At 73.6% G+C, this 9,153-nt stretch carries 9 protein-coding genes; 5 read left to right on the top strand and 4 right to left on the bottom strand.

Annotated elements, in window-relative coordinates:
* Positions 1 to 452: 452 nt before the first annotated feature.
* From ACSNOK_RS26430 to ACSNOK_RS26420, 3 genes are all read left to right on the top strand, one after another.
* Entirely contained in the window at positions 453 to 1,541 is a 1,089-nt protein-coding gene (locus ACSNOK_RS26430) for a M4 family metallopeptidase (protein WP_436783279.1), read from the top strand.
* Positions 1,542 to 1,570: 29 nt separating this feature from the next.
* Complete coding sequence (locus tag ACSNOK_RS26425) at positions 1,571 to 1,837, top strand: protealysin inhibitor emfourin (protein ID WP_436783278.1); 267 nt, start codon at positions 1,571 to 1,573, stop codon at positions 1,835 to 1,837.
* An 85-nt stretch (positions 1,838 to 1,922) separates the two neighbouring features.
* Positions 1,923 to 2,711, top strand: coding sequence for a hypothetical protein (locus ACSNOK_RS26420; RefSeq protein WP_436783277.1), 789 nt, complete (start codon positions 1,923 to 1,925; stop codon positions 2,709 to 2,711).
* Positions 2,712 to 2,726: 15 nt separating this feature from the next.
* Here the strand turns inward: ACSNOK_RS26420 and era are convergent, their stop codons facing one another.
* The 3 genes from era to ACSNOK_RS26405 all read right to left on the bottom strand — a co-directional run bounded on the left by era (position 2,727) and on the right by ACSNOK_RS26405 (position 5,021).
* The gene (gene era / locus ACSNOK_RS26415; RefSeq protein WP_436783276.1) at positions 2,727 to 3,668 is read right to left on the bottom strand and encodes a GTPase Era; all 942 of its coding nucleotides are present in this window, start codon (positions 3,666 to 3,668) and stop codon (positions 2,727 to 2,729) included.
* Between the two features lie 79 nt (positions 3,669 to 3,747).
* A complete protein-coding gene (locus tag ACSNOK_RS26410; protein WP_436783275.1) occupies positions 3,748 to 4,101 on the bottom strand; it encodes a cytidine deaminase in 354 nt (117 codons plus the stop codon).
* A gap of 89 nt (positions 4,102 to 4,190) precedes the next feature.
* On the bottom strand, positions 4,191 to 5,021 hold the full coding sequence (locus ACSNOK_RS26405) for a helix-turn-helix transcriptional regulator (RefSeq protein WP_436783280.1): 831 nt from the start codon (positions 5,019 to 5,021) through the stop codon (positions 4,191 to 4,193).
* A gap of 199 nt (positions 5,022 to 5,220) precedes the next feature.
* Here ACSNOK_RS26405 and ACSNOK_RS26400 point away from each other — a divergent pair, with 199 nt between their 5' ends.
* Positions 5,221 to 6,690, top strand: coding sequence for an MFS transporter (locus ACSNOK_RS26400; RefSeq protein WP_436783274.1), 1,470 nt, complete (start codon positions 5,221 to 5,223; stop codon positions 6,688 to 6,690).
* Between the two features lie 137 nt (positions 6,691 to 6,827).
* Here the strand turns inward: ACSNOK_RS26400 and ACSNOK_RS26395 are convergent, their stop codons facing one another.
* Positions 6,828 to 7,679, bottom strand: coding sequence for a helix-turn-helix transcriptional regulator (locus tag ACSNOK_RS26395; RefSeq protein ID WP_436783273.1), 852 nt, complete (start codon positions 7,677 to 7,679; stop codon positions 6,828 to 6,830).
* Positions 7,680 to 7,774: 95 nt separating this feature from the next.
* On the opposite strand from ACSNOK_RS26395, the gene ACSNOK_RS26390 reads away from it, so the two are divergent.
* The coding region (locus tag ACSNOK_RS26390; protein WP_436783272.1) for an MFS transporter at positions 7,775 to 9,153 on the top strand (1,379 nt) is incomplete at its 3' end.

The following is a 9,153-nucleotide window of genomic DNA, read 5'->3' as shown; positions in this document are numbered from 1 at the left end:
GCGGTGAGGGGGGTGGGACGGCCGACGGAATCGGGGATGCGGACGGTCTGGGGCGTCTGCGGGGTCATCTGCGCGGGTCTCCTCGGGTGCTCCACGGGGGTCCCGGGCTCCGTCACGGAGCCGGGGGGCCGACGGGGCGGGCGGTGGATCCCGGGATTCCCGGGCCGGGCACCGCAACACCGGTCTCCGCGGGGAGGGGGTCGGCCGACGACTACAGACCCTCGCCGCGGCAGCTAAGGAGAAGCAGCCCACAACGCATGATGCGTCGCACAGTAGCCGAAGCGGGCGGAACGCGGTCTCCCCGTATCAGCATGCGGGACGCCGGTCCGCCGGGCACGCTGCGTTACCAGACGGGTCGACGCCCGGCCGGGCAAAGAATCTCCAAGCACACTTTTTCGTTAATCGCGACGGCAGGCAGTGACAACTGCGTGACTCTGTGCGACATTCCGGCCATGAATGGCGACTCCACCGGGACCCTGCGCCAGCACCGTCCCTTCTGCTCGATCATCCCCCCACACGTCCTCGACCGACTCGCCACCTCCGACGACCCCCGCCACTTCGAGCCCGCCCGCCGCACCCTCGAACATGACGGCGCCCTCCGCACCCGCCGCCGGGTCATCGCCGTCCGCGGCTTCACCACCACCGAGGCCGACGCCGACACGCCCGCCCCGGCCGACACCCCGCAGCGCACGATCTACGACGCGCGCCACCGCACCCGGCTGCCCGGCGACCAGGTGCGCGCCGAAGGCGACGCCCCCTGCCAGGACGCCACCGTCAACCGGGCCCACGCGGGCCTCGGCGCCACCTACGACCTGTTCTTCAAGGTCTACGGACGCCGCTCCATCGACGACCGCGGCCTGCCGCTGAACGCCACGGTCCACTACGGCGAGGAGTACAACAACGCCTTCTGGGACGGCGACCAGATGGTCTTCGGCGACGGCGACGGCGAGATCTTCCTCGACTTCACGCTCCCCGTCGACGTCATCGGCCACGAACTGACCCACGGCATCACCCAGCACACCGCCAACCTGGAGTACTACGGCCAGTCCGGCGCGCTCAACGAGTCCCTGTCGGACGTCTTCGGCTCGCTCATCAAGCAGTACGCCCTCGGGCAGACCGCCGCCGACGCCAACTGGCTGATCGGCGAGGGGCTCCTGGCCCCGGGCGTGCACGGCACCGCCCTGCGCTCCATGAAGCGGCCGGGCACCGCCTACGACGACCCCCGCCTGGGCAAGGACCCCCAGCCCGCCGTCATGAAGGACTACGTCCGCACCTCCCGCGACAACGGCGGTGTGCACATCAACTCCGGCATCCCCAACCACGCGTTCTACCTGCTGGCCACCGAACTCGGCGGCAACGCCTGGGAGCGCGCCGGCCGCATCTGGTACGCCACCCTCACCGGCGGCGAGCTCGCCTCCGACGCCGACTTCGCCACGTTCGCCCGCCTGACCGCCGCCGCGGCCCGCACCCTCTACGGCGAGGGCGACGAGACCCGCGCCGTCCTCAAGGCCTGGGCCCAAGTGGGGGTCCCCACCTCGTAAGGCGGTGCCCGGCGGTCCACAATGACGCCATGCGGATCGTCATCACACGGACCGGCGGCTTCGCCGGGATCGAGCGCCGGGCCGAACTGGACACCACAGGACGGCCCGACGCCACCCACCTCGAAGCCCTCGCCCACCGCGCCCTGGCCCCCGGCCGCGACGCCCCCGCCCGCGGCGTCCCCGACGGCTTCCACTACGAGATCACGGTCGACAACCGCAAGATCCACCTGGCGGACCCCCACCTCACGGAGGACCAACGGGAACTGATCAGGACGGTGCTGCGGGAGGGGGCGTGAGTCGGGAGCGGGCGGAGAGCCGGGGCCTCAAGTGACGAGCACGCCGCTGACAGGGCGAAGACTGCGACGCTCGGCGGCCGCGGCGATGAGCGCCGCACTGCTCACCTCGTGCGGGGTCTTGGAGGAGGAGAAGCGGCCGGCGTTGATACCCATGCCCGGCGGGGTCCCGGACGGGCCCCTCTTCGCCGACGCCGACGCCGTGGTGGCCGCCCTGGACAAGTCCGGGCTCCCCTGCCGGATCGTGCGCAGGGGCAGGACGGACCCGGACTTTGGTACCGGGCTGGACTGCGTGTCCGTACTGAACGGCATCAAGTTCGAGAATCAGATCGACGTCGCCAACACACGGCAGAAGGACTACCGGGACCGGAACGGCGACTCGATCGCCGCGCGCCACAAGGCCCCGTTCAGCCAGACCGTCGTCGCCGCGGGCAACTGGTACATCAACGTCACCGAGCCCCGCTTCGCGCCCCGGGTTGCCAAGGCGCTGCACGGTGTCGTGCTCCCGCCGGAGAAGGTGAAGATCCCTGACTATCCGCTGCCGAGCATCCCGGACGAGCCCCGGTACAAGAGCCTCGGCGCGCTGGCCGACGCGCTCGGCGAGGTCGTCGGGTGCGATGAGCGGTCGGAGGAGCTCGGGGGGACGATGACGTGTACCACCGGGAAGCGGACCGGCGCCCCCAACTGCGCCACGATCGCGCTGCACGCCACCCCCGCCGACCGGGACCGCACGCTGCGGGAGGCCATCGCCTACAAGGGCGTCCCGGCGACCCTCGTCGCCGCCGGGAACTGGACGGTCAACCTCTGCGACTACGGGCTGGGCAGCCGGGTCGCGGAGGCGTTGCACGGGCGGGTGGTGGCGTACGACGGGTCGTAGCCCCCGCCCGGCGGCCTAGAAGCCGAGCTTGCGGAGCTGCTTCGGGTCGCGCTGCCAGTCCTTGGCGACCTTCACGTGCAGGTCCAGGTAGACGGGTGTACCGAGCAGCGCCTCGATGTGCTTGCGGGACTTCATGCCGACCTGCTTCAGGCGGGCGCCCTTGGGGCCGATGATGATGCCCTTCTGGCTGGGGCGCTCGATGTAGACGTTGGCGTGGATGTCGAGCAGCGGCTTGTCGGCCGGCCGGTCCTCGCGGGGGAGCATCTCCTCGACGACGACGGCGATGGAGTGCGGCAGCTCGTCGCGGACGCCCTCCAGGGCGGCCTCGCGGATCAGCTCGGCGACCATGATCTGCTCGGGCTCGTCGGTGAGGTCGCCCTCGGGGTAGAGCGGGGGGCTCTCGGGGAGCATCGGGACCAGCAGGTCGGCGAGGAGCGAGACCTGCTGGTCGCCCACCGCCGAGACCGGGATGATCTCCGCCCACTCGATGCCCAGCTCCTCGCCCAGCCGCTGGACGGCGAGCAGCTGCTCGGCCAGGGCCTTGGAGTCGACCAGGTCGGTCTTGGTGACGATGGCCACCTTGGGCGTCTTCTTGATCCCGGCCAGCTCGCCCGCGATGAAGCGGTCGCCGGGGCCGAGCTTCTGGTCGGCCGGCAGGCAGAAGCCGATCACGTCGACCTCGGCCCAGGTGGTCCGGACGACGTCGTTCAGCCGCTCGCCGAGCAGGGTGCGCGGCTTGTGCAGACCCGGGGTGTCGACCAGTACGAGCTGGGCGTCGGGGCGGTGCACGATGCCGCGCACGGTGTGCCGGGTGGTCTGCGGCCGGTTGGAGGTGATGGCGACCTTCGTCCCCACCAGTGCGTTGGTCAGGGTCGACTTGCCCGCGTTGGGGCGGCCGACGAAGCACGCGAAGCCCGCGCGGTGGGGCGCCTGGGAGGGGGATGAAGCCTTGTCCATGGGATTCATTCTCCCCGATCCCCCGCCCTTCGCCGACCAGCGGACGCGGGGAGCCGGCCGGCCCGCCGCCGGGAGCCCGTCAGCCCGCCGTGACGACCGACGACGGCACGCCGTCCGGGCCCGCGAGCAGGACCGGGGTGTCGGGGCCGCCGAGGTCGCGGACGGCCGCGCGGTCGGCGTCCGGGACGGCCGTCGCCTCCGACACCACCGCCGCCGCCTCCAGGGACCGCGCGCCGCTGGCCACGGCCATGGCCACCGCCGTGGCCAGGGCGCTCAGCCGCAGCGAGTCGAGGGCGACGGTGCCGGCCACGTACGTACGGCCGGTCTCGTCCCGTACGGCCGCGCCCTCCGGCACGGCGTTGCGGGCGCGGGTGGCCCGGGCGAGCGTGATCAGCTTGCGGTCCTCGGGGTCGAGCTCGGTGATCTCCGTCATGGGCCGAGGATAGTGAAGCGGCCCGGGGCGCCCGCCACCGGCCGACCCATCGCCGACCGACCTGCCGCCCACCGCCGGCTCCCCACCGCTCAGCACGCCACCGAGACGGAGCGCAGCCCGCCCCGCCGGGTCTCCGGCGAGTTGAGCCAGGCCACCCGCTCGGCGGTGTCCGTGCCCGGCACCGGGTTGTGCATCACGATCGTGAGGTCCGGCCGGGCCGGCACCTGGAGCGCGGTGACCTCGAAGGAGAGGGTGCCGGCGACCGGGTGCTCGTACTCCTTGCCGAGCTGTCCGGCGGGCTGTACGTCGTTGCGGGCCCACAGCTCCGCGAACTCCGGGCTCTCCGCCGCCAGTTCCTCGACGATCAGCGCGAACCCCTCGTCATCCGGGCGCTGCGAGCAGGCGGCGCGGTACTGGGCGACGACGTGCGCGGCGTTCCGCTCCCAGTTCGCGGCGCGCGAGCGGTAGACGGGGTCGGTGAAGTAGGAGATCAGGCAGTTCTGCCGGATCCCCGGGCGGAAGCCCATGACGACGGCGGCCGACTCGTTGTAGGCGACCGTGTTCCAGTAGGGGTCCATGATGTGCGCGGGGTTCGGCAGCCAGCCGTCGATCAGCCGCATCAGGCCGTCGCACAGGTGGTCCGGATCGTCGACGACGGAGTCCGGCAGCGGCGGGTTGAGACCGGCGAGGACGTACAGGTGGCGGCGCTCGCTCCCGGTCAGCCGGAGGACGCGGGCCACCGCGTCCAGCACCTGCGGAGAGACGGTGATGTCCCGCCCTTGCTCCAGCCACTGGTACCAGGAAGCGCCCACCCCCGCGAGCACGGCCACCTCCTCGCGCCGCAGCCCCGGCGTGCGGCGGCGGCCGCCGCCGTCCGGCAGGCCCGCCTCGGCCGGGGTCACCCGGGCCCGCCGGCTCATCAGGAAGTCGCGCAGCTCCGGACGGCGGTTCGCCCCGGCGGCATGCGTGCGTGTCGGCACGTTTCCCCCTCCTCCGCGTCGTGTACGTCCACGTCCGTACCTACGCGTCTCGTCGTCGCATTCCCGTGTGTCTGGTGGTGCGGCCACCACCATAAGTGCCGACTCCCCGACCTTATTCCGGGCGCCCGAAGGTGGACTCATGGCGCTCGAAACGTCCCCCTCCCCCATCGTCGCTTCCGCCCCCGGACCGGCCCCCGAACCGGCCGACGCCCGGATGACCCCCCGCGCGAAACTCGTCCTGCTGGTGCTGTGCGCCGCGCAGTTCATGGTCGCGCTCGACTTCTCCATCCTGAACGTCGCGCTGCCCGTCCTCGGCGACGACCTCGGCATGAGCCGGGCCGACCTGCAGTGGGCCGTCACCGCGTTCGCCCTCCCCTCCGGCGGCTTCCTGCTCCTCTTCGGCCGGATCGCCGACCTCTACGGCCGGCGCCGCCTCTTCCTCGCCGGACTGACCCTCTTCACGGCTGCCTCCGTCCTGGCCACCCTCGCCTGGGACCCCACGTCCTTCCTCGCCGGGCGCGCCCTCCAGGGCCTCGGCGCGGCCGTCATCGTGCCGACGGGCATGTCCCTGCTGACCACCACCTTCCGCGAAGGACCGCAGCGCGAGCGCGCCCTGGGCATCAGCAGCACGCTGATGTCCCTGGGCTTCACCATCGGCATGGTGCTCGGCGGCGTCATGACGGACGCCCTCGGCTGGCGCTCCACCATGGGCCTGCTCGGCGTCGCCGGCGTCGCCGTGCTGCTGCTCGCCCCCGGCCTGCTCACCGAGTCCCGGCGGCCGGAGCGGCCCCGGCTCGACCTCCCCGGCGCGGTCACCGTCACCGGCGGACTGCTGTCCGTGATCTACGCCCTGTCCACCGCCGCCGAGGGCGGATTCGGCCGGACGGACGTCGTCGTCTCCCTCGTCGCCGGACTCGTGCTGCTCGCCGCGTTCGCCGTCGTGGAGTCCCGGGCCGCCGAACCGCTGGTGTCCCTGTCGATGCTGCGCCGGCCGACCGTCGCGTTCGGCAACCTCGCCGGCCTGACGACGTTCGCGACGATGACCGCCGCCATCTTCCTGCTCACCCTCTACCTCCAGGACGTGCTGCACCTCTCGGCGTTCCGCACCGGCCTGGTCTTCGGCGTCGAGGGCGTCGTCGCGGTGGCCTCCGGCACGGTGGCGTCCAAGGTGATCGCCCGCTTCGGCACCCGCACCACCCTGGTCGCCGGACTGCTGGGCCAGGCGGTCTGCACCGCGCTGCTCCTCGGGATCGGCCGCTCGTCCGGCGCCTGGCTGACACTGGTGGCCATCTCGCTCGGCGTCATCGGCCACCTGTGGGCCATCGTCGCCTACGGCGTCACCGCCACCTCCGGACTCCCGGACGGCGAACAGGGCCTCGCCACCGGCCTGGTGACCAGCTCCCAGCAGATCGGCCTCACCATCGGCATCCCGCTGCTCAGCGCCCTCGCCTCGGCCCACACGGCCGCGCTGCGGTCGGACGGCGAGGACGCGACCGGTGCCGCGCTGGGCGGGATCAAGCTGGGGCTCGGGGTGGACGCCGCGGTCCTGGCGGCGGTGGCGGCCCTGGTCGCGGTGGGGCTGCGGACGCGGCGGGGCGCGCGGCGCTGAGCCTTGGCCGGGCGGGCTGACGTGTGCGCCAGGGCGCACTATCCAGCCCGTCCGGCGTTTGAGGACGCGCGCCGCAGGCGCGCTCGGGGGTGCGGGGCCCCCGCAAGAAACGGTGAAAGGGTGGGGCCGGGGCCTCCTCACCCCGCGAGCAACCCCTCCACCTTCTCCGCCGTCCCCGTCCCCGGAACCGGATAGTGCACCGCGATCGTCAGATCCGGCCGGGACGGCACCCGCAACGGAGTGCTCTCGAAGCAGAGCCGGCCGGCACGCGGATGGTCGATCTCGTACACCAGCTGCCCCTCGGGGTGCACGTCCCCGGACTCCCACAGCCGCGCGAACTCCTCACTGAGCGCGCACAGCCCGGCCACCGTCTCGGCCACCTCCGCCGCCGCCTCCGACCCCGGCCGCTCGCCCCGCGAGGCCCGGAACTGGGCGACGAGCCGACGGGCGTTCTCCTCCCGGGCAGCCGCCCGGTACGCCGGGTCGGTGAAGAAGTCGGCCAGCCAGTTGCGGCGCTCCCCCGGCCGGAAGCCCCAGAGGAGCGCCGCCGACGCGTTGTGGGCCACGGTGTTCCAGCAGGGGTCCAGGATGTGCGCGGGCCAGGGCAGCCACCCGTCGATCAGCCGCCGGAGCCCCGGGCACAGGTCGTCCGGCCTCTGCCCGGACTCGGGCAGCGGCGGGTTCAGTCCGGCGAGGACGTAGAGGTGGCGCCGCTCGACGGACGTCAGCCGCAACACCCGGGCGACCCCGTCGAGCACCTGCGGCGAGACGGTGATGTCCCGTCCCTGCTCCAGCCACTGGTACCAGGTGGTGCCCACCCCGGCGAGCACGGCGACCTCCTCGCGCCGGAGCCCCGGCGTCCGGCGGACGCCTCCGGCCGGCAGGCCCGCCTCCGCCGGGCTCACCCGGGCCCGCCGGCTCATCAGGAAACGGCGCAGTTCCTCACGGCGGTGCGGCCGTCCGGCGCCTACGCGCGATGCGGTGGTCACGGGTCCCCCCTCGCTCTGCCACCCCGGCTGGTAGTCCGACTGCCACCATAAACACGCTCTCCCCGCCGGTATTCCGGGCGACCGACGGTGGGCGCATGCCGTACGACACGTCCGACGCCCCCGTCCCCGCGGCCACCGCGCCGCCCCGCACGGAGCCCGCCCCCGCCCTGTCCGCCCGGGCCCGGCTGACGTTGCTGGTGCTGTGCACCGCCCAGTTCGTCGTCACTCTCGACTTCTCGATCCTCAACGTCGCCCTGCCCGTCCTCGGCGGCGACCTCGGCATGGGCCGCGCGGACCTCCAGTGGGCCGTCACCGCCTTCGCTCTCCCCTCCGGCGGCCTCCTGCTGCTGTCCGGCCGCCTCGCCGACCGGTACGGCCGACGCCGGCTGTTCCTGCTGGGGCTCGGCGTGTTCACCGTGGCGTCGGTGCTGGTCACCCTCGCCTGGGACCCCGCCTCGTTCCTGGCCGGCCGCGCCCTCCAGGGCGTCGGCGCGGCCCTGATCGTCCCCACCGGCATGGCCCTGCTGACCACCACCTTCCCCGAGGGCCCGCAGCGCGAGCGGGCCCTGGGCATCAGCGGCACCCTGCTCTCGCTCGGCTACACCACCGGCATGGTGCTCGGCGGGGTGCTGACGGACGGCCTCGGCTGGCGGTCCACGATGGGCCTGCTCGCGGCGGCGGGAGCCGCGGTCCTGGTGGTGGCCCCGGGCGCGCTGCCGTCCGACGACGGCGCCGGAGCGCGGGCGGGCCGGCGCCGCCCGGTCGACCTGCCCGGCGCGCTGACGGTCACCGGCGGGCTGTTCGCCCTCGTCTACGGCCTGTCTACGGCGGCCGAGAACGGCTTCGGCCGCCCCGACGTGATCGTCGCGCTCGTCGCCGCGGCGGCCCTGCTGGGCGCCTTCGCCGTCGTCGAGTCCCGGGTCGCCGACCCGCTGGTGCCCCTGCCGATGCTGCGCCGGCCCACGGTCGCCTGGGGGAACCTGGGCGGGCTGGCGACGGTCTCGACGATGACCGCCCTGATCTTCCTGCTGACCCTCTACCTCCAGGAGGAGCTGGGCATCTCGGCCTTCCGCACCGGCCTGCTCTTCGGCGTGCAGGGCCTGTTCGCCGCGCTCGCCGGGCTGACCGCCTCCCGGGTGATCGGCCGCCTCGGCGCCCACCGCACGCTGGTCGGCGGGCTGCTGCTCCAGACCGTCAGCACCGTGCCGCTGCTCTGGCTCGGCACCGGCACCGCGGCCGCCTGGTGGGCCCTGGCGGCGGCCTCCGCCGGCGTCGTCGGCAACCTCTGGGCCGTCGTCGCCTACGGCGTCACCGCCACGGCCGGCCTCCCGCCCGCCGCGCAGGGCCTGGCGACGGGCCTGGTGACCACGGCCCAGCAACTCGGCACGACGCTCGGCATTCCGCTGCTGAGCGCGGCGGCCTCGGCGTGGGGGCTGCGGACGGCGTTCGGGGTGGACGCGGTGGTGGTGGGGGT

This window comes from Streptomyces sp. URMC 126 (genome assembly GCF_051386555.1).
Taxonomy (GTDB): Bacteria; Actinomycetota; Actinomycetes; order Streptomycetales; family Streptomycetaceae; genus Streptomyces.
The sequence above is the reverse complement of the archived record's forward strand: the minus strand, read 5'-3'. Positions and strand labels throughout refer to the sequence as shown.